Source organism: Streptomyces sp. NPDC002795, from assembly GCF_042888725.1.
Classification (GTDB): Bacteria; Actinomycetota; Actinomycetes; order Streptomycetales; family Streptomycetaceae; genus Streptomyces.
Window position 1 is genome coordinate 216,146 of sequence record NZ_JBIAQB010000004.1, and the last position, 24,099, is coordinate 240,244.

Genomic DNA, 24,099 nt, shown 5'->3' on the forward strand with positions numbered 1-24,099 from the left:
GACGAAGCCTACGGAGGTACACCCGGTGAGCACCCAGCCAGACACAGGCGCGGAGCGGAAACGCCGCGACGGACTGTTCAGGACCAAGTCCATCGAGCAGTCCATCCAGGACACCGAGGAGCCCGAGCACAAGCTCAAGAAGACCCTCTCCGCCCTCGACCTCACCGTCTTCGGCGTCGGAGTCGTCATCGGCTCCGGCATCTTCGTCATCACCGGCACGGCCGCCACCGACTACGCCGGCCCCGCCGTGACCATCTCCTTCGTCGTCGCCGCCGTGGTCTGCGCCCTCGCCGCCCTCTGCTACGCCGAGTTCGCCTCCACGGTCCCGGTCGCCGGATCCGCGTACACCTTCGCCTTCGCCTCGCTCGGCGAGTTCCCGGCGTGGATCATCGGCTGGGACCTGATCCTCGAACTCGCCCTGGGCTGCGCGACGGTCGCGGTCGGCTGGTCCGGCTACGTACAGTCCCTCCTCGACAGTTGGGGCATCCCGCTGCCTGCGGGCCTCCAGGGCCCGGGTTCGGGGGACGGCTTCAGTTTCAACATCGCCGCGTTCCTGCTGGTCCTGGCCGTCATGACGGTCGTCGTCATCGGGATGAAGCTGTCGGCCTGGGTGACGTCGGTGGTCGTGGCCATCAAGGTGACGGTCGTCCTGATCGTGATCGCGGTGGGCGCCTTCTTCATCAACTCCGACAACTACAGCCCGTACATCCCGCCCGCCAAGGAGACCGAAGGCGGTTCGGGGCTGACCGCCACACTCCTCGAAGCCGTCGCCGGCTTCACCCCGCAGAGCTTCGGCGTGATGGGCATCTTCACCGCCGCGGCCGTCGTCTTCTTCGCGTTCATCGGCTTCGACGTCGTCGCGACGGCGGCCGAGGAGACCCGCCACCCGCAGAAGGACGTCCCGCGCGGCATCCTCGGCTCCCTCGCCATCTGCACGGTCCTGTACGTGGGCGTGGCCGCGGTCGTGACCGGCATGCAGAACTACCAGGAGCTGGACCCGGGCGCACCGCTCGCGGAGGCGTTCAAGTCGGTCGGCCACCCGTTCTGGGCGGGCCTGATCTCCTTCGGCGCGGTCATCGGTCTGACGACCGTGTGCATGATCCTGCTCCTCGGCCAGAGCCGCGTCTTCTTCGCGATGAGCCGGGACGGCCTGCTGCCGCCGGTCTTCAGCGCGGTCCACCCCAAGTTCCGTACGCCGTACCGCTCGACGATCATCCTGGGTGTCCTGACGGCCCTGGTGGCGGGCTTCATCTCCCTCGAAGAGCTCTCCAAGCTGGTCAACATCGGCACCCTGTTCGCCTTCGTCGTCGTCGCCCTCGGCGTCCTCATCCTGCGCCGCACCCGCCCCGACCTCCCGCGCGGCTTCAGGGCCCCGTGGGTGCCGGTCCTGCCCATCGCCTCCGTGGCGTGCTCGGTGTGGCTGATGCTCAACCTGTCCGTCGAGACGTGGCTGCGGTTCGCGGTGTGGATGGTGGTGGGCGTGGTGATCTACTTCGTGTACGGCCGCGGCCACAGCCGCGCGGCGCGAGGCGCCAAGCAGTAACCGCCACCGGATCCACCGCCCGGATCCACCGCCCCCGTATGTCCCTACTAAGTGGGACATACGGGGGCGGATAGTTTGGCCCCCATGCTCACCGAGGCGCCCCGGTCACGACCGAACGCATCCAAAGACCCCGACGCCTCCTCGATACGCAGCCGCAGCCACTCCGCTCACTACTGGCTCCGCCTGGCCCCCGCCCTGACGGCCCTCGCCCTCGTCACCCGCGTCCCGTCCTTCACCCGCCCGCTCTGGAATCCGGACGAGGGCTATCTCGCCGTCCAGGCACGGATGTTGGCGCACGGCGGCACGCTCTACGAAACCGTCGTCGACCGCAAACCCCCGCTGGTTCCCTGGCTGTACGAGGCGGTGTTCGCGCTCTTCGGCTCGGACTCGCTCACGCCGGTGCGGGTGTGGGCGGTGGCGGCGCACGTGGTGACGGCGGTGTTCCTGGCGGCACTGGCGCGCGGCCGCTGGGGCGACACGGCGGGCCGCACGGCAGGAGTCCTCTACCTCCTCCTCTCCATCGGCCTGAACCCGCAGGACACCCAGGCGGCGACCTTCGAGGTGTTCATGCTGCCGTGGACCGCGGCGGCGCTGTGGTGCGCGGACCGCCGCCGGTGGGCCTTGTGCGGGACGGCGATCGCGGCGGCGTTCCTGGCGAAGCAGACCGGGGGAGCGGTGCTGGTGCCGGTGGTGTGGATGCTGTGGCGGGCGCGGTGCCCACGAAGCGGCTGGCTACGGTGCGGCATTGGGGCGCTCGCCCCGATCGCGGCCGCCGCGCTGGCCACGAACCCCGCGGGCTTCGCCTTCTGGACGGTGACGGGTTCGAGCGCGTACGCCTCGATCACCGGCTCCGAACTCCACGTCCTGCTCCGGGGGTTGACGAACGCGGCGATCCTCGCGGTGGCCTGCGTGGGTGTGCTGCCGCCGATCGTCCGGGTGCTGAGGATCGCGCGGACGGGGTGCGGTGAACTGTGGCTGTGGCTCGCGTCATCGGCCGCGGCGGTCGCCTTCGGCTTCCACTTCTTCGGCCACTACTACCTCCAACTGGTCCCGCCTCTGGCTCTGTTGGGAACACTGGCACTCCACATCCTCCCCCGCGAACACCTCAGACGTTCCCTGCTCGCCTCGGCGTGCTGCGGCGCCCTGTTCCTGTCCTGGGGCCTGCTCGCCCCGCGCACCGAACTCACCCACACGGAGCGGGTGGCCACGGCTCTGCGTGAGCGCACCACACCGGACGACCGGGTCCTGATCTGGGGCATGCACCCGGAAACGTACTGGCTGGCGGACCGCACCCCGGCAAGCCGCTTCCTCACGGCGGGGCTGCTGACGAATTTCAGTGGGGGGCGGGACGGGGGTGGGGTGGGCGAGCGCTTCGGGGTGCCGGGCAGCTGGGCCACCCTCCGCTCGGAGGTCCGCCACCGGCCGCCGACGGTGATCGTCGACGACTCGCGGGGTGAGGCGTACGGGCCGGGGAGGGTGGGCGCGGTGCGGCGTCTCCTGGCGGGGTACCGAGAAGTGGCCCGGGTGGACGGGGCGGTGGTGTACGAGCGTGCCGGGTCGTACACCGGCCCGCCCTGATCAGCTGCCCTGCGCGGGGGACTTCTTCGCCGACTCGGGGATCTCGCGGTCGCTGCGGACGGCCTTCCACAGAGTGTCGGCCTGCGGCTGCGCGGCCACGACCCGGTTGGGGTCGGCCTTGTCGTACGCGACCGGAAGCATGATCGTCTCCATGCTCGCCGGGTCGACGCCCCGCATGCTCCGCCCGAAGGTGGCGAGCTTGGTGAGCGAGGCGAGCCCGTCGTCGGTCGTGAGCGACTCGGTGAGGCTGTTCGCGATCTTGTACGTCTTGGTGGGGCTGCCCAACAGGTCCTGCTGCTTGATCTCGCTCAACAGCGCGATCATGAACTGCTGCTGCAAGCCGATGCGGCCGAGGTCGGAGCCGTCGCCGACGCCGTGCCGGGTCCGTACGAAGGCCAACGACTCGGTGCCGTCCAGCTTGTGCGTGCCCGCGGTGAGGTCGAGCCCGCTGGACTTGTCGTGAATGGCCTTGTCGACGGTGACGCTCACCCCGCCGATCGCGTCGACGAGCCCCTTGAACCCGGCGAAGTCGATCTCCACGAAGTGGTCCATGCGCACCCCCGACATCGCCTCGACGGTCTTCACGACGCAGGCCGGACCGGCGAGCGAATACACGGAGTTGAACATCACGCGATCCGCCGAAGGCGTCTTCGTGCCGTCCGCCTTGGTGCACCCGGGCCGGGTCACGAGCGTGTCGCGCGGAATGCTGACGGCGGTCGCCCGGGACCGGCCCTCGGGTATGTGCAGCACCATCGCGGTGTCGGACCGGGCTCCGGAGACCTTGCCGGTCCCGAGCGAGGCGTTGGCGCCGGACCGCGAGTCGGACCCGAGCACGAGGATGTTCTGCCCCGACGTCGGAAGCTTCTCGGGGCGGTCGGCGCCGATGGCCTTGTCGAGGTCGACGCCGTCGATGTTGCTGTTCAGGTTGCTGTAGAGCCAGTAGCCGGTGCCGCCTGCGGCGAGGACGAGGACCAGCAGGGTCCACAGGATGATCCGCCGCACTCGCCTGCCGCGGGTCTTCGCCTTCTTCGGCTTGCGACGCCCGCGCGGTGCGGGAGTCGCGCTGCGACGCGGGGTCGTGGAGGCATGGCTCATCGTGCCGGAGTCCTTGTAAGTCGTGCCCGTGGGGCGGGCGTTCGGTTGAGGACTCGGGTGGGGGGAGAGCCGGTCCGCGATGTGGCTGGGGGCTGCCGCAGCACTATAGACGTGAATTCGCCCGATAGTGCGAGGCATGTGACCGAATCGTGGCCTCGTTCGGAAGTTTGAGTGAAGGAATAGTATGCACGCATGACATGGTTGATCACTGGTGGTGCGGGGTTCATCGGGGCGCACGTGGTCCGTGCCATGGCGGGGGCCGGTGAGCGGGTCGTTGTCTACGACGACCTGTCGACGGGGGACGTTTCGCGCGTCCCCGACGACGTGCCCTTCGTCAAGGCGTCCACCCTGGACAGGGGTTCGCTGCGCACGGCTCTCGACGAGCATCGGGTGACCGGCGTGGTCCACCTCGCCGCGAAGAAGCAGGTCGCCGAGTCCGTCGCGCGCCCCCTGCACTACTACGAGGAGAACGTGCACGGCCTGCAGAACCTTCTGGGGGCCGCCGTTGACCACGGCGTACGGGACTTCCTCTTCTCATCGTCCGCGGCCGTCTACGGCATGCCCGACGTGACGCTCGTCACGGAGGACACACCCTGCGCACCCATCAACCCGTACGGCGAGACCAAGTTGGCCGGCGAGTGGATGGTGCGGGCCGCGGGCCACGCCCACGGGATGGCCACGGCCTCGCTGCGCTACTTCAATGTCGCGGGCGCCGCCGACGTACAGCTCGCCGACACCGGCGTGTTCAACCTGATCCCGATGGTCTTCGAGAAGCTCACCGAGGGCGAGGCACCGGTGATCTTCGGCGACGACTACGCCACGGAGGACGGCACCTGCGTACGGGACTTCATCCACGTCGTCGACATCGCCTCGGCCCACCTGGCGGCCGCCCGCACTCTGGCCACCCGCGCCCCGGGCACGGACCTGACGGTCAACATCGGCCGCGGCGAGGGCGTTTCCGTACGCCAGATGATCGACCTGATCGGCGATGTCACCGGCTACGGCCCCGCCGCCACACCCACGACCGCCCCCCGCCGCCCCGGCGACCCGGCCCGCGTGGTGGCCTCGGCCGACCGCATCCGCACCGAGCTGGACTGGAGCGCGCGGCACGACGTGCGCTCGATGGTCGAGTCGGCGTGGGAGGGCTGGTGCGGTCGACATCCGGGGGCGCGGAGGTGACGCGGCTTGTAAGCGGCGCCCCGGTACGCGAGCCGGGGACCCGGGAGGCCATCGGCGTCGCGGTGGCCTCTCCGGATCGGCAGTACGACTTCCGATCCGGACCGTGGCTGCTGACCGGCAACGATGGGCGCCTCCTCGTGTTCGGCCACGTCGAGGGCGCCGTGCTGCGCTGGACCGAGCGCCGCCCCGGCGGGCCGGAGTGGATCGGGCCGGACGTGCTGCCGATGAAGGGCCTGACCCACCTGGCGGTCTTCCAGGGGCGCAACCGGTACGCCCAGCTCGTCGGCCGCCGCGTGCGCGCGTCCGGACAGGTGCCGGTGGTGGACCTCGTCTACGCGATCCAGTACCAGGCGGGCCGTCCGCTCAGCGAGTGGCGCTCCCTCGGCAATCCGCACGCGAAGCGGGAACGTACCGCTCAGCTCGGTGAGCCCACAGGAGTCGTCGACGCTTCCGGCACACTGCACGTCCTGGCGCCGACGGCCGAGGGGCGACTCGCGCTGCGCCGTGAGGACCGGCAGGGCCGCTGGGAGCCGTGGCACGACGTGGGCGTGGCGACCTGCACGGGGGTGCCGGCCGCGGCGGCCACGTCGAACGGGTTCGTCGAGATCCTCGCGCCGGGCCGCGGCGGCGCCCTGATGTGGGGTCAGCAGGAGCCGGGCGGCGCGTTCCACCGGTCGGTGGACCTGCCGGTGGTACCGCTGCCCGGATCTGCCACCGCGCTGGAGACCTCGCCCGGCCGCACGACCTACTACCTGACCGATGCGCGCACCGGCGCTGTCATGGCCGTCCGCGCGGGCGAGTGGCCGATCCAGCTCGACGGGGTGCTGCCGGGGGACGGCAGGCACGCCGCCGTCGCCGCCACGGTCGACGGCTACGCCTGCACGGTGCTCGCGCATCGCGGTGTGCACGGCCGGGTCGTGCTGGGCGTGTGCGTGGCCGAGCAGGAGCGCTCAGGGGTCTGGTGGACGGACACCGGCATGGCAACGCTCGGTGACCCGGCCCTCGCCCTCGACGGGCACGGACGGGTCATGGTGCTGGCCGTCGCCCCGGACGGAGCGCCGAGCGTCGCCCGCCAGGAGGACGGGCCGGGGCTCAACCTCGGCGCATGGAAACGGATATGACCACGGCGGGCCTGGCCCCCGAGAGAAGGAACGGCGCAGCATGACGCGAAGGTCGGAGCGCGGAGCCGGAAAGGGCGCCCGGCCCGGGCAGGCGCCGTCCCTCCGAGCCCATGGTGTGGCCCTCGTGGCCGCGGAGCCCGTGGACGCGGTGCCGCTTGTGGCACTCCAGGAACCCGGTTCGGGGTTCGCTGTCGTCTGCCTGCGCGCGGGGTCCCGCGAGGGCCGCACGGCGCTCGACCGCGCACTCGCCGACGCGGCGGGGCGGGGGAGTGCCGATGTGCGGGGCGGGGCCCGGATTCTGGGTTCTGAGGGGGACGCGGCGATATCCGTACTGGCCGATGTCCTGGGGGAATGGGGCATCGGCCGGGTGCACACGCTCGACCCCGACCCGGTGCACGTCGCGTTCGACGAGTCCAGTGGAAAGCCTGTGCACGACGAGCCGCCCCGGCAGGCGGAGGCCGCCGCGGTGGCGCTCGCCGCTGCCCGCATGCTGCAGGAGCGGACCGGCGTCCCCGTGCTGGTCGACTGCCTTCGCGCGGGGGCCGACACGACGCCCGGCGCTGCCGCGTGCCGCAGGTACCCCGAGCCGGTCAACTGGCTGACCGCGGGGATCGACGGCCGGCTCACCGCCTTCGCCGTGACCGCGGCCGGTGTCGCGCGCTGGTACCAGGAACTGCCCGACGCGGGTACGTGGCGAGGGCCCGAACTGCTGGAAGGAACCTCTCTCGTCCCCGGTCTGAGGGTCGTACTCGACCCTTACGGCTTTCCGCACCTGTTCGGGCTGCGACGCACCATGAGGGACGACGGCGGCGTCGATGTCGAGGTCGTGCACTGCGTGCAGCACCGCACCGGCCGCCCGCCGGCGCCGTGGCAGTCGTTGGGCGGACCCAACGCCGGCGCCCCCGCCAAGGGACGCGAAGTCGGCTTCCCCGCAGCGGTGTTCGACGCCGCGGGTGATCTCTACGTCTTCGTTCGCAACTTCGGGCACAGCATCAGCTACCGGAGGCAGGGCGCGGACGGCATCTGGTCCGCGTGGCAACACCTGGGCGGAACGCGCATCGCCGACGACCTCGCCGCCGTGCCGTCTCCGCACGGCGGCGTCGAGGTCTTCGCGCGGGCCAGGGACACGGCCGCCGTCGTTCGCTGGTACCAGGGGCAGGCGGGCGCTTTCGCGGAGGACCGCGCCGTGCCGTTCGCCGCGGTGCCCGGCACGCTGACACCGGCCGCCGAACCGGGCGGGGTGCTCTTCCGTGAGCTCCGGACCAACGTGGTGTCGGTGTGGCGGGCGGGTGCGCAGGCGCCGTGCCCGCTCGGCGCCGCCGACGGTTCCGGGCCGCCGGCCACGGTGGCCGAGGTGCCGCTCGACGGCTGGCGGTACACGTTGCTCGCCTGTGCCGGGGAGCGCGGCGGAAGCGCGGTGGGTGTTCATCCCGAGGGCCGGGCGGGCGCCGGGGTGTGGTGGCAGGAGTTGGGGGCGCCGAGTGGTGCGGTGCCTGCTGCGGCCGTGGACAGGGCGGGGCAGCTGACCCTCGCGGCCCGCACCGCGGACGGTGCGCTGCTGGTGGCGCGGCGCACACCGCGGCACGAAGGCCTCGCCTTCGACTCCTGGAAGTCGGCGATGGTTGTACAGAAAACTGTGTGAAGAACATCGCTAAAAAGTGGAGAAAAAGTGATGTTCCAGTGAAGGTCAGTCTTGTTAATGTTCTGGCCGCTCAGTTAAGAATTCTGTCAGTTTTAGAACCACATGAGCCCTCCCCTGGGTCGCGACGCTGCCGCCGCAGGGCACACCACTGCACGTTGGTTGCACCAGACGACTGAGGGGTTATGGCCAAGCTGTCCTTGAAGGCCGTCCAGAAGCTCACCTGCAAGAAGCGGGACGCCTGGTGGACGGTCCTTCTCGTCGACCCCGTCGCTACCAGAACCCTGATCGTCCTGGCGCGCTTCCGGTTCGTCACACCCAATGGAGTCACGTGGTCGGCGCTGCTTGTAGGGCTCGGCGCGGCCTACTTCTTCCTCAGGGGCGACCCGCGGTCGCTCCTCATCGGTGCCGGCCTCTACCACGTGAGTTTCATCCTCGACTGCGTCGACGGGAAGCTGGCGAGACTCAAGGGCAACGGCACGGTCTTCGGCGGCTGGCTCGACTACGTTTTCGACCGCATCCGAGTGCTGTTCTGCGCCCTGGCCCTGATGGGCGGTCAGTTCCTCAAGGGGCATGACGAGCGCTATCTGCTCGCCGCCCTGGCCATCGTCTTCCTCGACATGCTCCGCTACGTCGACGCGCTGCAGATCTACAAGATGCGCATGTCCATGCGCACGAAGATCGAGAAGATCACCCAGGAGCGGGCCGAGACGCCCGCCCTGGCCGCGCCCGCCGACGGCGGGGCGCAGGTCGTCTTCATGGAGGACCTGCTGCGCGACAACCCCGGAGCCGAGGCCGAGCGGCTGCGCCAGGAGGCCGGCGCCGACAACGTCGTCGACCTGCACGAGCAGTTCCGCGGCCAGTTCCCGTGGTACATACGCGTGCGCAGGGCCATGCTGCGAACCCGTATCCGCCCGCACCTGTTCAGCGGCATCGAGTTCCAGATGTTCGTCTTCATCGTCGGCCCGCTGATCGGCCGGATCCTCTGGACGACCGCGGCCTCCGCGATCATGCTCGGCCTGTTCGAGCTCATCATCATGTACAAGTTCTGGCTCTCCACCCGGGACTTCACCCGCATCATGGACGAGCTCAGCCCGCCTGCCGACACGGTCGGCACCATCGCCCCTCATCTGCACCGCGGCCGTCACCGGCGGGCCGCGGTGGAGGCCACGGACGCGCTCCTCACCGACGACAGGTTCCGGGCGCCGGGGCCCGACGACGACCCCGGGTTCCAGCCCTACCCGCACCCCTACCCGGAGACCGCCGCCGTGGTCGACACGCAGCCACTGCGGCAACTCGGGCACGCCCCCGACCAGCAGTACCAGCACTCCGACAGCTCGCAGAGGTCGTGGAGGGGCACCCGATGACGTACGCGACCGAACCCGACAACTACTGGGTGACCGTGGTCATCCCCGTCTACAACGCGGCGACCACCATCGGCAAGGCCCTGCAGTCCGCCGTGAACCAGACCTATGAGCTGGTCGAGGTCCTCGTCGTGGACGACGCGTCGACCGACTCCACCCTGGAGATCGTCACCAACTTCGCGGGCAACAACCCGCGGGTACGCGTCCTGCGTTCCCCGCACAACAGCGGCGGCGTCGGCGCGCCCCGCAACCGGGGCATCGCGCAGGCCGCGGGGCGCTGGGTCATGTTCCTCGACGCCGACGACGAACTGCCCTCGCGTGCCTGCGAGATGCTGGTCGGCGCCGCACTGGAGAGCGGCTCCGACATCGTCGCGGGCAAGGCTCTGCGCATCAACAAGGAGACCAACGAGTCGGAGCCGTGGGCGCCCGAGGTGTACGCGATGGGCCGCACCGTCGCCGACCTGGAGGAGTTCCCCCTCCTGTTGTCCGACCCGATCGCCGCCGCGAAGCTCTACAACGTCGACTTCCTGCGCTCACGCGGTGTGTGGTTCCCTACCGGCGTCTTCTACGAGGACACGCTCTTCTCCACTGTCGCCGGCTGCCTGGCCAACGGCATCACGATCATCACCGACCCCGTCTACCGCTGGATGTGGGAGACGGACGGCGCCTCCATCACCGGTCGCACCGGGGAACTGCGCAGCATCCGCGACCGGATCGCCGTGCACCGCGCCACCGACCAATTCCTTCTGGACCGCGGCCTGTGGGCCTTGAAGGTCCGCAAGGACTCCAAGTTCCTCGCCCACGACCTGCGCCTGTACATGCGGGCCCTCGCCGAGGGCGACGACGCCTTCCAGCAGGCGTTCGCCGAGACCGTCAGCGCCTATCTGTTCTCCATCGGGGAAGATGCGTTCACCCTGTGCGGCCCGGTGGACCGGGTCCGCGCCTACTTCCTGATGTACCAGGACGTCGAGGCCGCGCTGACGACGCTCGACTACACCCAGCGCAAGAGTGTCTTCTCCTCGCATCTCGTGGAGGAGGACGGCCGCGTGTACTGGTCCGCCGACCATCTGCACCTGCCGGACGCCCACCGCATGCTCGACGTCACCGAACTCGGTCTCGCCGCGGCCCCCGTCTCTCAGGTGCCGCTGTTCGCCCAGCTCAACGGGTGGAGCGTCGAGCACGACAAGCTGTCCTTCGACGGCGAACTGGTCAACCGCTTCGGACGCGTCGCCGCCGACGACGCGGTCCGCATCTCGCTCGCGGTGCGCAACCGGCAGGGCAAGCGCGACGTCCTCGTGCCGGTCCCGTATGTGTCGGTGGACGAGCGGCTGATCACCTTCGAGGGCACCGCCGATCTGCCCGCGCTCCTCGGTGCCGACCACGACGACACCACCGTCTGGAACGTCTCGTTGGTCGTCGAGTGGAACCGCAGCCGCTCGCGCTCGGCCCTCAACGTCCGCGACATCACCCTGGAAGACTTCGTCTTCACCGCGGACGGCGAAGAGTACGAGGGCTACCGCACCGTCAGCGGCAACCTCGCCCTGCGTTCCTCCGTCGCAGGCAGGCGCACCTTCGAGTCGGATCAGAACGACCCCGACGCCCCGTGGATGTGGTGGCTGGGCCGCCTGCACCCGCCGATCCGGCAGGTCCAACACCGCTTCGAACTCGCCGTCGTCGTGCCCTGCTACAACGTGGCCCAGTACCTCGACGCCTGCCTGGGATCGATCGCTGCCCAGCGCGGCTTCGCGGCCACCCAGGTGATCCTTGTCGACGACGGCGCCACCGACGAGACCCCGCACATCCTGGACCGCTTCGCGCAGTACTACGCCAACGTCACCGTGGTCCACCAGCACAACGGCGGCCTCGGCAACGCCCGCAACAACGGCCTCGACCAAGTGGTGGCCCCCTACGTCACCTTCCTCGACTCCGACGACATCCTCGGCCCGGACGCGCTCGCCCTGATGCTCCAGGCGGCCCGACGCGACAACACCGAGGTCGTCATCGGTGATCTGATCAACTTCCCCGAGCGTCCCTACGGACCGTGGAAGCAGTACTTCGGGGACGGCGACCAGGTCATCGACGACTTCGCGGAAGCCCCCGACCTGATTTTCAGCGGGTCCGCCTGCAACAAGCTGTTCAGCACGGGCCTGCTGCGCCGCCTGGGTGTCCGGTTCGGTGAAGGTGTCCACTTCGAGGACGCCTGGGTCACGCTGCCTTCGATGCTGAGAGCCAAGGGCATCAGCATCGTCGACGCTCCCGTCTACTACTACCGGGGACGTCCGGACGGCTCGTCCATCATGGACTCGCTCTGGAGCAAGCCGGCCAACTACCGCGACCACCTGCGGCTCAATCACTTCCTGCTCAACTGCGTGGCGTCCGAGCGCGACGAGATCCGGCACATGTTCCACCGGTACGCCGCCCGTACGTACAAGGGATTCCTGGGCAACGCCCGCAACGTGATGACCCGCACCCAGTTGGTGGAGATGTTCCCCGACATCCACCGGCACTACGTACAGATCCCTGACGAGATCCTCAACGAATTCGCGACCAACCCGGCCCAGCAACTCGACCACTACGCCGCCAAGAGCGCCAATTTCGAGCTGTTCTGCGACCCCAAGCCCGCTCTCGAGCAGGCCCCGCTGCTGTTGGAAATCGACGACGAGGGTTTCTACCGCACCTTCCCCGGGGGCCGGGTGGAGACGGCGACCGCCCGCGTCGCCGACCCGAACATCGTCGTCGAGTCGGTGCGCAGCCGCGGTCCCGTCCTCGTCGTCGAGGGGTGCATGGCATTCCCCGGCATGGACATCAGCGGCCCGATGCTCAACCGGCTTGAGTTCGTCTACCAGACGCCACAGCGGAAAATCGTCGTCCCGGTCAGCCAGACGTACCGCCGCGATCTGTGGAACGCCCGCAACAATAAGGACCTGTACGCCGGATTCCACGCGGAGATTCCCGCGGCGAGGCTTGCCGAGGGCGGATTCGTGCCGGGTGACTTCCGATTGCGCGTGCACCGTGCCGACGGCAGCCGCGCACGCAATGTCGTCATGAAGGCGCGGCTTCCGCTGCACCGGCTCAAGGGGCACAACCACCTGGGCGCGTACCGCTACATGCTCACCATCGGGGTCGGCGACGCCCTGCACCTGCGGATGGTGGACCGTGGTGTCACCACGCGCTTCAAGCACACCCTGTGGCGCGCCGCCCGTGAGCTGCGCATCCTCAAGACGCGCAACCCCGGCTGGCGGATGCGGCTCGCCTACTGGCTCACCTTCCCGTTCCTGAACGGCCGGGAAATGTGGCTGATCGGCGAGCGCTCCGACACCGCACAGGACAACTCGTACCACTTCTTCAAGTGGGTGCGCACCCATCGCAAGCGTCGGCGGATCTACTACGTCATCGAAGGGAACTCGCCCGACTACGCCAAGGTCGCCGAGTTCGGCCGCGTGCTCAAGCTCGGCTCGTTCCGGCACCGGATGTACCTGCTGCACGCGACCAAGCTGATCGGAAGCTACGACTCGGAGTCCTACCTCGTGCCCGACGGGTACCGCAAGGTGCTCTTCCTGCACCGCTTCGGCGAACTGCTCAAGTACCAGCGGGTGTTCCTCGCCCACGGCATCACGTACAACGACGTCACGACCGGCATCGACCAGCGGGTCACCAGCTACGACCTGATCGTCTCGGGCGGTCGGCAGGAGCGGGACTTCCTGGGGCTCGAGGCGGGGTACGGCAACCGGGCGGTCCTCGCCGGCTTCCCGCGCTTCGACGCGCTGCGGCGCGAGCGGCTCGCCAGGCCACGCATCCTGCTGATGCCGACCTGGCGGCAGTGGATCGTGACCGCCTCCTACAAGAAGCAGGCGGGCCCCGCGAAAACGGCGTTCACCCAGTCCGAGTACTTCCGCTTCTACCGCGCACTGCTCGCCGACCCGCGTCTCGCGGCAGCGCTGGAACGCGCGGGCGTGGACCTGGAGTTCCTGCCGCACTACGAGATCCGCCCGCATCTGCATCACTTCGAGACGGACTCGCCCGCCATCCATGTCGCGGCCCCGACCCGCAACGTCCAACAGGCAATGAAGGAGTGCTCCCTCATGGTCACCGACTACTCATCGGTCTTCTTCGATGTGGCCTACATGGGGATCCCTCTGGTCTACGTCCCCTTCGACGAGGAGGACTTCTACGGGCGCCACTACAAGCGGGGCTATTTCAATCTTGCCGACGACGGCTTCGGCCCGGTGTGCAGGACCGTTGACGCCGCCGTCGACGAGATCATCCGGGCCGTCGACCGCGGCTTCACGGTGGAGAGTCCCTACCGCGAGCGTGTCTCCGGCTTCTTCGGCCACCAGGACAGCGAAAACTGCCTCCGGGTCTACGAGGAAATCGACGCCCTCGGGGACCTGCCCGCCGCGGAACTCGCCCCGATCGCTCCGCCCGAGCCGCTCGAAGCGCATTCCGCCGTGATCGTGCAACAGGGACAGGCCCAGACGCCGCTCCCCGAGAGGTGGGCCGGTGCTGCCTGAGAACCAGGGGCGCCCCGCGCCTCAGCGCATCTTCTTGGCCGGTGGCTCCAACGTGAGCACCCGTGAGGTCAGCCGCATACCGATGACCGGCTGGGGGCAGGTTCTGCCGCTCTTCTTCACCTCTGAGGTGGAGATCATCAACTGCGCCCGTGCCGGAGCGAGTTCGCGTACGTATGTGGAGCGCGGCCGACTGGACTGGATCCTGGACCACCTGAGTCCGGGCGACTACCTCATCACCTCCTTCGGACTCATCGACCACAAGCCGGAGAAGGAGCTGCGCACCGAGCCGTTCCACAGCTTCCAGAGCTACCTGCGGCGGTTCGTGGACGGAGCCCGCGACCGTGGCGCCCACCCCGTCCTGGCCAGCACGCACGAGCGCTGCACCTGGGACGAGCACGGCAACCTGCGCCAAGTGGTACGGCGGTACCCGATGGCGATGCAGGAGCTGGCGATACAGACGTCGACCCCGTACATCGACCTCTACACGCAGAGCCTCGACTGGTGGACCCAGCTGGGGCCCCAGCGCACCCGCGCCCTCTTCATGTTCCTGGAACCGGGCCGGCACCCCAACTACCCGGACGGCATCGAGGACACCACGCACTTCCTACCCGAGGGCGCCATCGCCTGCGCCCGGTTCATCGCGCACTCGCTCGCGCACCGGGCGATCGTGCCGCCGCACTGGGTGACCCGCCTCGATCAGGAACGCTTCCCGGAGCAGGTGTACGGCTGGCTGGAGGACTCCGTCCACGCGTCGCTGACCAGCGCCCGCACACGAGGCAAGGGGAACACGCTGTGAGTCGGCAGCCCGTCGCCGCCGCACGTCCGCCGCAGCCGGAGCAGTTCCTCCTCGCACGGGTCAGGGTGGCCCAGCTCGACACCCCGCAGATGTGCCTGACCGTCGAGCTGACGGCGAGCGCCGACCCGGCTCTGCCGGTGCGCCCCGGACAAGAGGTCGACTTCGCCCTCGCCCTGCTGCCCGAGGGAGGCGCGCACCGCTACTACGGCTACGTGATGGCGGCTCCCTTCGCGGAGGCGGCCTCCGTGGAGCGCCTCGGAGGGATGAGCCTGGTGGCCAAGGGGGACCGGTACGCCAGCTCCGTGGAGGCGGGTGGCTCCCGCGTCGCCCGCTTCACCGCCGTCGTCCACCAGGACGTGAGCGCCGGCGCCTGCCTGATCCCGGAGGTCCGCGCGGGCATCATCGCGCACGGCGGCTCCAGCCTGACGAGCAGCACCCACTCCGTGCGCCAGTCCGGCTACCGGATCGCGCCGTTCCCGCCCCTGGGCCGCGCCCTCCATCTGGCCCCTGGCTACCTGGGTGTCGTCAAGGACCTGCTGGACGGGCTCGGTGACGCCGCGCGCCTGGTGGGTGTCGGCCCGGCCCGGTACGGCGTGACGAGTGTCGAGCCGGACGGCGTCGTCACCTACACGCCCTTCAACGGGCACCACGGGTACGACCGCTTCTCGTACGCCATCGACGACGGATCCGGTCACCTGATGTCCGGTCAGGTCACCGTGCACGTCGGAGAATTGGGCGCCCCAGGGGTTCTCGGCGGCTGACGGCCGCAGTCGCCCAGGGGCCGTCAGACGTCTCCGCGAACGGCACGCGGTCCTACGCATCGCGCGCCCAACTCCTCCACGCGCCGCCGGAGTTCACGGTCGGCGGTCACGACGGTGCACGGCTGCCCACTCAGCTCCGCCACGATCTCCACGATGCGGTCGTCCCCGCTGCCGTCCGCCGACTCCACCCGCACCCCAGGCACGGGCTCCACACCACGGGCGGCGCCTTCGACCACGAGAACCACCTCGGCGCCCCTTCGCTCCGCGTACTCGACGAGCCGATCCCGCAGCCGCTCAGCGGCGCCACGCCGGTCCCGCCACCACCCGTCGGGCACGGAGCCGACCACATTCGCGCCGTCCACCACCACCACTTCACTCATGCGGCAAGGGTCGCATGGGCGGGTGCCGGCGGGACGCATACCGAACTGTGACGGCTGCCCACGAATATCTCGTAGGCAGCCGTCACAGTCACATCAAACGCGCACCACTACGCGGGGACCGAAGCCACCCCGGCCTCCAGGAACTTCTTCCCGGTGACCCGCTCGGAGACGCCCGCCCGGTCCAGGTACGGAGTGATTCCGCCCAGGTGGAAGGGCCAGCCGGCGCCGGTGATGAGGCAGAGGTCGATGTCCTGGGCCTCGGCGACGACGTTCTCGTCGAGCATCAGGCCGATCTCCTGGGCCACCGCGTCGAGGACGCGGTCGCGGACCTGCTGCTCGGTGAGGACCGTGTCGCCCTGCTTGAGCAGCGCGGCGACCTCCGGGTCGAGCTCCGGCTTGAAGCCGTTCTCGGCGGAGTACACGTAGAAGCCGCGCTTGCCCGCCTTCACCACGGCCGCCAGGTTCGGGGACACCGTGAAGCGGTCCGGGAAGGCGGTGTGCAGGGTCTCGGACACGTGCAGGCCGATGGCCGGGCCCACCAGTTCGAGGAGGACCAGCGGGGACATCGGCAGGCCGAGCGGCTCGACCGCCTTCTCCGCGACGGCCACCGGCGTGCCCTCGTCGATGACGTTCTGGATCTCGCCCATGAAGCGGGTCAGGATGCGGTTCACGACGAACGCCGGGGCGTCCTTGACCAGGACCGCGGTCTTCTTGAGCTTCTTCGCCACGCCGAACGCCGTGGCGAGCGCCGCGTCGTCCGTCTGCTCGCCGCGGACGATCTCCAGGAGCGGGAGGATCGCCACCGGGTTGAAGAAGTGGAAGCCGACCACGCGCTCGGGGTGCTTGAGCTTCGAGGCCATCTCGGAGACCGAGAGGGAGGACGTGTTCGTCGCCAGGATGGCGTGCGCCGGGGCGACCGCCTCGACCTCCGCGAACACCTGCTGCTTGACGCCGATCTCCTCGAAGACCGCCTCGATGATGAAGTCGGCGTCGGAGAAGCCCTCCGCCTTGTCCAGGACGCCGGAGACGAGGCCCTTGAGGCGGTTCGCCTTGTCCTGGTTGACGCGGCCCTTGCCGAGCAGCTTGTCGATCTCGGCGTGGACGTAGCCGACGCCCTTGTCCACGCGTTCCTGGTCGATGTCCGTGAGGACGACCGGGACCTCCAGGCGGCGCAGGAAGAGCAGGGCGAGCTGCGAGGCCATCAGGCCCGCGCCGACCACGCCGACCTTCGTGATCGGGCGGGCCAGGTTCTTGTCCGGGGCGCCCGCCGGGCGCTTGGCACGCTTCTGGACGAGGTTGAACGCGTAGATGCCCGCGCGCAGTTCGCCGCCCATGATCAGGTCCGCGAGGGCCTGGTCCTCGGCGTCGAAGCCGGCCTGGAGGTCACCCGACTTGGCGTTCGCGATGATGTCCAGCGCGCGGTACGCGGCCGGGGCAGCGCCGTGCACCTTGCCGTCGGCGATGGACCTGCCGCGCGCGACGGCCTGGTCCCAGGCCTCGCCGCGATCGACGTCCGGGCGCTCGACCTTGATGTCGCCCTTCACCACCTGCGCGGTCCACAGGAGGGACTGCTCCAGGAAGTCGGCGCCCTCGAACAGGGCGTCCGCGATGCCGAGTTCGTGGACCTGCACGCCCTTGAGCTGCTTGTTCTGGTTGAGGCTGTTCTCGATGATGACCGAGACGGCCTTGTCCGCGCCGATCAGGTTCGGGAGCAGGGCGCAGCCGCCCCAGCCGGGAACCAGACCGAGGAAGACCTCGGGGAGCGAGAAGGCCGGGAGGGCCTTCGAGACGGTGCGGTACGAGCAGTGGAGACCCACCTCGACGCCGCCGCCCATCGCCGCGCCGTTGTAGTACGCGAAGGTGGGGACCGCGAGGGCGGAGAGGCGCTTGAAGACCTCGTGGCCGCCCTTGCCGATGGCGAGCGCGTCGTCGTGCTTCTTCAGCAGCTCGACGCCCTTGAGGTCGGCGCCGACCGCGAAGATGAACGGCTTGCCGGTGACGCCGACGCCGACGATGTCGCCCTCGGCCGCCTCCTTCTCGACCTGGTCGATCGCCGCGTTGAGGTTCGCGAGCGAGGCCGGGCCGAAGGTGGTCGGCTTGGTGTGGTCCAGGCCGTTGTCCAGCGTGATCAGGGCGAACTTGCCCGCCCCGTAGGGGAGATCGAGGTGGCGTACGTGCGCGGACGTGACGACCTCGTCCGTGAAGAGGGCCGATGCGCCCTTCAGGAGCTCAGCGGTGGTGGTGCTCACTTGTCGCCTCCGGCGTCCTTGTGGTGCGGGTTCTCCCAGATGACCGTGGCGCCCATGCCGAAGCCGACGCACATGGTCGTGAGGCCGTAACGGACCTCCGGCTGCTCCTCGAACTGGCGGGCCAGCTGCGTCATCAGACGGACGCCGGAGGAGGCGAGCGGGTGGCCGTACGCGATGGCGCCGCCGTACTGGTTGACGCGCGCGTCGTCGTCGGCGATGCCGTAGTGGTCCAGGAAGGCCAGGACCTGGACGGCGAACGCCTCGTTGATCTCGAAGAGGTTGATGTCCTCGATCGACAGGCCGGCCTTCGCGAGGGCCTTCTCCGTCGCCGGGATCGGGCCGTAGCCCATGACCTCCGGCTCCACGCCCGCGAAGGCGTAGGAGACGAGGCGCATCTTCACCGGGAGGTTGTTCTCGCGGGCGAAGTCCTCGGAGGCGATGATCGAGGCCGTCGCGCCGTCGTTGAGGCCCGCCGCGTTCCCGGCCGTGACGCGGCCGTGGGTGCGGAACGGGGTCTTGAGGCCCGCGAGGCTCTCCAGGGTCGTGCCCGGACGCATCGGCTCGTCGGCCGTGACCAGTCCCCAGCCGGTCTCGCCGACCTCGGAGTTGGTGTTGCGCACGGAGATCGGGACGAGGTCCTGCTGGATCTTGCCGTTCGCGTACGCCTTCGCCGCCTTCTCCTGCGAGCGCACGGCGTACTCGTCGGCGCGTTGCTTGGTGATGTGCGGGTAGCGGTCGTGCAGGTTCTCGGCGGTCATGCCCATGAAGAGGGCCGACTCGTCGACCAGCTTCTCCGATACGAAGCGGGGGTTGGGGTCCACGCCCTCGCCCATGGGGTGGCGGCCCATGTGCTCGACGCCGCCCGCGATGACCGCGTCGTACGCGCCGAAGGCGATGGAGCCCGCGGTGGTGGTGACGGCCGTGAGGGCGCCCGCGCACATGCGGTCGATCGAGTAGCCGGGGACCGACTGCGGCAGGCCCGCGAGGATGCCCGCGGTGCGGCCGATGGTCAGGCCCTGGTCACCGATCTGCGTGGTCGCGGCGACGGCGACCTCGTCGATCTGCGCGGGGTCCAGGTTCGGGTTGCGGCGCAGCAGCTCCCGGATGGACTTGACGACCAGGTCGTCGGCGCGGGTCTCGTGGTAGATGCCCTTCGGGCCCGCCTTGCCGAACGGGGTGCGGACGCCGTCGACGAAGACGACGTCCCTGACGGTACGAGGCACGATGGCTCTCCTCCAGGTGCGGGAATGCGCTGCGAATACCGTCATGCTACTTGCGGGTAACCAAGTCTTGAAGCCCCCCCGGCCGGAGCGGCGAAGGTCACATGTGCGGCGGGGGCTTTGTTGCGGGTGGGGCACGGCTCCGTAGCGCCGGTGCTGCTAGATCAAGCCCCTGCGGCGATTGAGCAGCGGGGTCTGGGGCAGAGCCCCAGGGCGGAGGACGGTGGGCCGCCCCCTCACGGGTCCCGTAAACGCCGTACGCCCCCCGACCGGAAGTCGAGGGGCGTACGAAAGAGGGGACGGGTCAGGCGGTCAGCGCCGGGAGCAGGACCGGGGTCACCTGCTCCACCTGCCAGCGCCGCGCACCGTGCGAGGCCAGCGCCTCCGCGACGGACTCCGCGTCCACGACCGCCGGCGGCTCCCAGCACACCCGGCGCACGGTGTCCGGCGTGATCAGGTTCTCCTGCGGCATCGAGAGCGTCTCGGCGAGGGTCGAGACCGCCGCCCGCGCGGCCGACAGGCGGGCCGCCGCGACGGGGTCCTTGTCGGCCCAGGCGCGGGGCGGGGGCGGCCCCGTCGTGGCCTGGCCCGGCTGCGGCAGCTCGGACTCCGGCAGTTCCCGCACCCGGTCGACCGCCGCCTGCCACTGCTCCAGCTGGCGCCGGCCCATGCGGTGGCCGAAGCCGGGCAGGGCGGACAGCGCGTGCACATTGGGCGGCAGCGCGAGCGCGGCCTCGACGATCGCCGAGTCACCGAGAACCTTGCCCGGCGACACGTCCCGTCGCTGCGCGACCTGGTCGCGCGCCGTCCACAGCTCGCGGACGACCGCCATCTGACGCCGGCGCCGCACCTTGTGCATGCCGGACGTGCGCCGCCACGGGTCCTTGCGCGGGGGCGGGGGCGGGGCGGAGGCGATGGCGTCGAACTCCTCGTGGGCCCACTCCAGCTTGCCCTGCCGGTCGAGCTCCTTCTCCAGCGCGTCACGCAGGTCGACGAGGAGTTCTACGTCGAGCGCGGCGTAGCGCAGCCAGGGCTCGGGCAGCGGGCGCGTCGACCAGTCGACGGCGGAGTGGCCCTTCTCCAGTACGTAGCCGAGTACGTTCTCGACCATCGCGCCGAGGCCCACCCGCGGGAAGCCGGCGAGCCGTCCGGCCAGCTCGGTGTCGAAGAGCCGCGCGGGTCGCATGCCTATGTCGCGCAGGCACGGCAGGTCCTGGGTGGCGGCGTGCAGGTCCCATTCGGCGTCGCCGATGGCCTCGCCGAGCGAGGAGAGGTCGGGGCAGGCGACCGGGTCGATGAGCGCGGTGCCCGCGCCCTCGCGGCGCAGCTGCACCAGATAGGCGCGCTGCCCGTAGCGGTAGCCGGACGCGCGCTCGGCGTCCACCGCGACGGGGCCGCTGCCCGCGGCGAAGGCCGCGACGACATCGGCGAGCGAGGCCGCGTCGGCGATCACCGGCGGGATGCCCTCGCGGGGTTCGAGGAGGGGGGTGGGCGCACCGTCGACTGAACCAACAGATCCTTCAGCAGAAGATCCGCCGTCGTCCAGAGGGGCGCCTCCGGTGGTGCGCAGTGAGCTGTCTGCTGCGGTCTCTTGGGCGTCGGTCACCTGTCAAGAGTATCTGTGAACGCACGGCGCCCGTCGACGGAACGTTACGTCGACGGGCGCCGTGCGGAAGTAAACCGGACGAATCCGGCCACGGGTCGGTCAGTGGATGATGCCGGTACGCAGCGCGACCGCCACCATGCCGGCCCGGTCACCCGTGCCGAGCTTGCGCGCGATCCGGGCGAGGTGGCTCTTCACGGTCAGGGCGGACAGACCCATGGAGACGCCGATCGCCTTGTTCGACTGGCCCTCGGCGACGAGCCGGAGCACCTCCACTTCGCGTCCGGAGAGTTCGCGGTAGCCGCCCGGGTGGCTCGGGGCACCCGGGGGGCGACGGTGCATACGGGCGGCAGCGGCGCCGATGGGGGCGGCGCCGGGCCGGTTGGGCAGGCCGATGTTCGTACGGGTGCCGGTGACGACGTAGCCCTTGACGCCGCCCGCGAGGGCGTTGCGCACGGCGCCGATGTCGTCGGCGGCGGAGAGGGCGAGGCCGTTGGGCCAGCCCGCGGCTCGGGTTTCGGAGAGGAGCGTCAGGCCGGATCCATCGGGGAGGTGGACGTCGGCGACGCAGATGTCGCGGGGGTTGCCGATGCGGGGACGAGCCTCCGCGACGGACGAGGCCTCGATCACGTCACGAACACCGAGCGCCCACAGGTGGCGGGTCACGGTGGATCGGACGCGGGGGTCGGCCACGACCACCATCGCGGTCGGCTTGTTCGGGCGGTAGGCGACCAGGCTTGAGGGCTGCTCGAGGAGAACGGACACCAGGCCTCCTGGGGTGCGGGACGGAGCCGGCTCGGGGATGAAGCCGGGATGAACCGTGCTTTCAAGGTCACTGGGTCCTTCGGCATCAAACCCGTCCGCCTTTAGAGAATGATCACGATTTGGTGAGTAACAATGCGAGCAATTCGGACGCATTAGCGATCATTCGAAAGGGTGCCGAATAGTCACGAGTCGCATCCAATCGAACCAAATCAGACCCACCGGGGCCATTCCGAAAGGACCCGAAACAGCGGAAGGCCGCGTCGGAGTGGCTCCGACGCGGCCGAAAAAAGACCCCTGTGAAACGCGCTCAGGAAGGCCGCGGCCCCCGCCGCTGCGGCAGCGTCACCACCGCACCGTCAGGACCCTGCGACCCCGCCGCCGGCGGGAGGCCCGCGATCTGGCACAGCACCTCGCACCACGCCGCGAGATGCGCCGCCGTGTCCGGTACGCCGCCCAGGCCCTCGCGCGGCGTCCACGACGCCCGGATCTCGATCTGCGAGGCGGGCGCCCGGTCGCCGAGCCCGCCGAAGTAGTGCGAACTCGCACGGGTGACCGTGCCCGAAGGCTCCCCGTAGGAGAGGCCGCGGGCCTGCAGCGCGCCCGTCAGCCAGGACCAGGAGACGTCCGGGAGCAGGGGGTCGGCCGCCATCTCGGGTTCGAGTTCGGCCCTGACCAGGGTCACGAGCCGGAACGTGCCGTTCCAGGCCTCGTGCCCCGCCGGATCGTGCAGCAGGACGAGCCGGCCGTCGGCCAGATCCTCCTCGCCGTCGACGACCGCCGCCTCGAGCGCGTACGAAAAGGGGGCCAGGCGCTGCGGCGGCCGCGTCGGATCGATCTCGATCTCCGGGCGGAGCCGCGCGGACCGCAAGGCGTCGACCGCCGTGCGGAAGGCGGGCGGGGTGGGGTCTTGCTCCTGTGCAGCGTTCATGTCCCGAGCGTTCTGCCCCTCCCGCACCGATTCACTCTTCCCGTCCGTGTCGTCGTGGTCGTCGCGCCCGTCGTCCGACCGTCGTCCCTGAGCCGCAGCCATGCCGGGAAGGTTAAGCGGAGCGGGCGCCGCGCGCGGGGAGGGACACCCCTGTCGGAGCCCCCTTCCCCAGGTCCTTCACAGGCGGCGCCGCAGGCGTGCGAAACTTTCGGGTGTGAGTGCCAACACCCAGGCCACGGGCCAGCAGCCGTCAGCGACGTACCAAGCCACGAAGGCCGCCAAGGCCACCGAGAATTCGGCCTTCCTCAAGGCGTGCAGGCGCGAGCCCGTGCCGCACACGCCGGTGTGGTTCATGCGCCAGGCAGGACGCTCGCTGCCCGAGTACCACAAGGTGCGCGAGGGCATCGCGATGCTGGACTCCTGCATGCGGCCCGACCTGGTCGCCGAGATCACCATGCAGCCGGTGCGCCGGCACGACGTCGACGCGGCGATCTACTTCAGCGACATCGTCGTGCCGCTCAAGGCCATCGGCATCGACCTCGACATCAAGCCCGGCGTCGGCCCGGTCATCGCCAACCCGATCCGCACGCGCGCCGACCTCGCCCAGCTGCGGGACCTCACCCCCGAGGACGTCTGGTACGTCACCGAGGCCATGGGTCTTCTCACCGCCGAGCTCGGCGAGAAGCCGCTGATCGGCTTCGCGGGCGCCCCGTTCACGCTCGCCAGCTACCTCGTGGAGGGCGGCCCGTCCCGCAACCACGAGCACACCAAGGCGCTCATGTACGGCGACCCGCAGCTCTGGGCCGACCTGCTCGACCGGCTCGCAGAGATCACCTCCGCGTTCCTGAAGGTGCAGATCGAGGCCGGAGCCAGCGCCGTCCAGCTGTTCGACTCGTGGGTGGGGGCGCTCGCGCCCGCCGACTACCGGCGCTCCGTGATGCCCGCCTCGGCGAAGGTCTTCCAGGCCGTCGCGGACTACGGGGTGCCCCGGATCCACTTCGGTGTCGGCACGGGCGAGCTGCTCGGGCTCATGGGCGAGGCCGGCGCGGACGTCGTCGGCGTCGACTGGCGCGTCCCGCTCGACGAGGCCGCGCGCCGCGTCGGCCCCGGCAAGGCCCTCCAGGGCAACTTCGACCCGGCCATCCTCTTCTCCACGCCCGAGGCCGTCGAGACCAAGGCCCGCGAGGTCCTCGACGCCGCCGCGGGCCTTGAGGGCCACGTCTTCAACCTCGGCCACGGCGTGCCGCCGAACACCGACCCGGACGCGCTGACCCGGCTCGTGGAGTACGTGCACACGCAGACCGCCAAGTAGTCCACGCCGTCCGCGGGGGCCCTTCGGAATCGCCGAAGGGCCCCTGCGGAAAACG

Annotated in this window: 17 protein-coding genes; 10 read left to right on the plus strand and 7 right to left on the minus strand. The window is 70.0% G+C overall.

Annotated features, from left to right (window positions below; all coding sequences use genetic code 11):
• The first annotated feature begins 25 nt into the window (after nucleotides 1–25).
• Nucleotides 26–1,543 (plus strand): amino acid permease, encoded by a 1,518-nt coding sequence (locus ACFYWS_RS14135; RefSeq protein WP_389274634.1) that lies wholly within the window; start codon nucleotides 26–28, stop codon nucleotides 1,541–1,543.
• A gap of 84 nt (nucleotides 1,544–1,627) precedes the next feature.
• Nucleotides 1,628–3,121 carry an ArnT family glycosyltransferase gene (locus ACFYWS_RS14140; RefSeq protein WP_389274637.1) on the plus strand — a complete coding sequence of 498 codons (1,494 nt, stop codon included), beginning with the start codon at nucleotides 1,628–1,630 and terminating at the stop codon, nucleotides 3,119–3,121.
• Here the strand turns inward: ACFYWS_RS14140 and ACFYWS_RS14145 are convergent, their stop codons facing one another.
• Entirely contained in the window at nucleotides 3,122–4,216 is a 1,095-nt protein-coding gene (locus ACFYWS_RS14145; RefSeq protein ID WP_389274640.1) for an LCP family protein, read from the minus strand. It abuts the gene before it with no gap.
• A gap of 192 nt (nucleotides 4,217–4,408) precedes the next feature.
• Here ACFYWS_RS14145 and galE point away from each other — a divergent pair, with 192 nt between their 5' ends.
• The 7 genes from galE (at nucleotide 4,409) to ACFYWS_RS14180 (ending at nucleotide 15,587) form a co-directional block, all read left to right on the plus strand.
• A complete protein-coding gene (gene galE / locus ACFYWS_RS14150) occupies nucleotides 4,409–5,395 on the plus strand; it encodes a UDP-glucose 4-epimerase GalE (RefSeq protein ID WP_389274643.1) in 987 nt (328 codons plus the stop codon).
• Nucleotides 5,392–6,516 (plus strand): hypothetical protein, encoded by a 1,125-nt coding sequence (locus ACFYWS_RS14155; RefSeq protein WP_389274646.1) that lies wholly within the window; start codon nucleotides 5,392–5,394, stop codon nucleotides 6,514–6,516. Before galE ends, ACFYWS_RS14155 begins: the two co-directional genes overlap by 4 nt.
• 40 nt (nucleotides 6,517–6,556) lie before the next feature.
• Complete coding sequence (locus ACFYWS_RS14160) at nucleotides 6,557–8,158, plus strand: hypothetical protein (protein WP_389274649.1); 1,602 nt, start codon at nucleotides 6,557–6,559, stop codon at nucleotides 8,156–8,158.
• A 182-nt stretch (nucleotides 8,159–8,340) separates the two neighbouring features.
• Entirely contained in the window at nucleotides 8,341–9,522 is a 1,182-nt protein-coding gene (locus tag ACFYWS_RS14165; protein ID WP_389274652.1) for a CDP-alcohol phosphatidyltransferase family protein, read from the plus strand.
• Complete coding sequence (locus ACFYWS_RS14170) at nucleotides 9,519–14,030, plus strand: glycosyltransferase (protein ID WP_389274655.1); 4,512 nt, start codon at nucleotides 9,519–9,521, stop codon at nucleotides 14,028–14,030. Before ACFYWS_RS14165 ends, ACFYWS_RS14170 begins: the two co-directional genes overlap by 4 nt.
• Nucleotides 14,020–14,826 (plus strand): rhamnogalacturonan acetylesterase, encoded by an 807-nt coding sequence (locus tag ACFYWS_RS14175; RefSeq protein ID WP_389274658.1) that lies wholly within the window; start codon nucleotides 14,020–14,022, stop codon nucleotides 14,824–14,826. The genes ACFYWS_RS14170 and ACFYWS_RS14175 overlap by 11 nt, the downstream gene beginning before the upstream one ends.
• On the plus strand, nucleotides 14,823–15,587 hold the full coding sequence (locus tag ACFYWS_RS14180; RefSeq protein WP_389274661.1) for an Ig-like domain-containing protein: 765 nt from the start codon (nucleotides 14,823–14,825) through the stop codon (nucleotides 15,585–15,587). The genes ACFYWS_RS14175 and ACFYWS_RS14180 overlap by 4 nt, the downstream gene beginning before the upstream one ends.
• Before the next feature lie 23 nt (nucleotides 15,588–15,610).
• On the opposite strand, the gene ACFYWS_RS14185 is transcribed toward ACFYWS_RS14180, so the two are convergent.
• From ACFYWS_RS14185 to ACFYWS_RS14210, 6 genes are all read right to left on the minus strand, one after another.
• Nucleotides 15,611–15,967, minus strand: coding sequence for an NYN domain-containing protein (locus tag ACFYWS_RS14185; protein WP_389274664.1), 357 nt, complete (start codon nucleotides 15,965–15,967; stop codon nucleotides 15,611–15,613).
• A gap of 107 nt (nucleotides 15,968–16,074) precedes the next feature.
• A complete protein-coding gene (locus ACFYWS_RS14190) occupies nucleotides 16,075–18,216 on the minus strand; it encodes a 3-hydroxyacyl-CoA dehydrogenase NAD-binding domain-containing protein (protein ID WP_389274667.1) in 2,142 nt (713 codons plus the stop codon).
• A complete protein-coding gene (locus ACFYWS_RS14195; protein ID WP_389274670.1) occupies nucleotides 18,213–19,439 on the minus strand; it encodes a thiolase family protein in 1,227 nt (408 codons plus the stop codon). The genes ACFYWS_RS14190 and ACFYWS_RS14195 overlap by 4 nt, the downstream gene beginning before the upstream one ends.
• A gap of 301 nt (nucleotides 19,440–19,740) precedes the next feature.
• Nucleotides 19,741–21,042, minus strand: coding sequence for an HRDC domain-containing protein (locus ACFYWS_RS14200; protein WP_389274674.1), 1,302 nt, complete (start codon nucleotides 21,040–21,042; stop codon nucleotides 19,741–19,743).
• A 99-nt stretch (nucleotides 21,043–21,141) separates the two neighbouring features.
• Entirely contained in the window at nucleotides 21,142–21,804 is a 663-nt protein-coding gene (locus ACFYWS_RS14205) for a LuxR C-terminal-related transcriptional regulator (RefSeq protein WP_389274677.1), read from the minus strand.
• Nucleotides 21,805–22,111: 307 nt separating this feature from the next.
• On the minus strand, nucleotides 22,112–22,732 hold the full coding sequence (locus ACFYWS_RS14210) for a DUF3000 domain-containing protein (protein ID WP_389275669.1): 621 nt from the start codon (nucleotides 22,730–22,732) through the stop codon (nucleotides 22,112–22,114).
• Between the two features lie 214 nt (nucleotides 22,733–22,946).
• Here ACFYWS_RS14210 and hemE point away from each other — a divergent pair, with 214 nt between their 5' ends.
• Nucleotides 22,947–24,044 carry a uroporphyrinogen decarboxylase gene (gene hemE, locus ACFYWS_RS14215; RefSeq protein ID WP_389274680.1) on the plus strand — a complete coding sequence of 366 codons (1,098 nt, stop codon included), beginning with the start codon at nucleotides 22,947–22,949 and terminating at the stop codon, nucleotides 24,042–24,044.
• The last annotated feature ends 55 nt before the right edge of the window (nucleotides 24,045–24,099 follow it).